The organism is Bartonella sp. MR168JLCBS, from assembly GCF_042194175.1.
The window spans coordinates 767-1020 of record NZ_JBHIMP010000171.1 but is presented as its reverse complement, the minus strand read 5'-3'; the positions used below and the strand labels follow the sequence as shown (position 1 = coordinate 1020).

General features: G+C 41.3%; 1 protein-coding gene. It reads left to right on the top strand.

Annotation, left to right across the window (positions count from 1 at the left end; all coding sequences use genetic code 11):
- Positions 1 to 254: MFS transporter (locus tag ACFIK8_RS10105; RefSeq protein WP_375669344.1), on the top strand; the 254-nt coding region annotated here is incomplete at both ends.

The window sequence follows — 254 nt, the reverse complement described above, 5'->3', positions numbered from 1 at the left end:
GGCTGTTGGAAGCGCAATTTGGGGGGGGCTGGCTGATGGTTATTCCCCAACCTTTACTTTGAGTATTTGTTCTCTATTTTTGATTTTTGGAGCTCTTGCGGGGATAAAGTTTAAAATTCAGGAAATTCCCCAGATTGATCTGGATCCCCTTGACCATTTCAGAGAACCAGAGCTTTTACTCGACCTAGAAGCAAGAAGCGGTCCGATCATGATTATGATTGATTACCAAATTCATGAAAATGATCTTGAAGAAT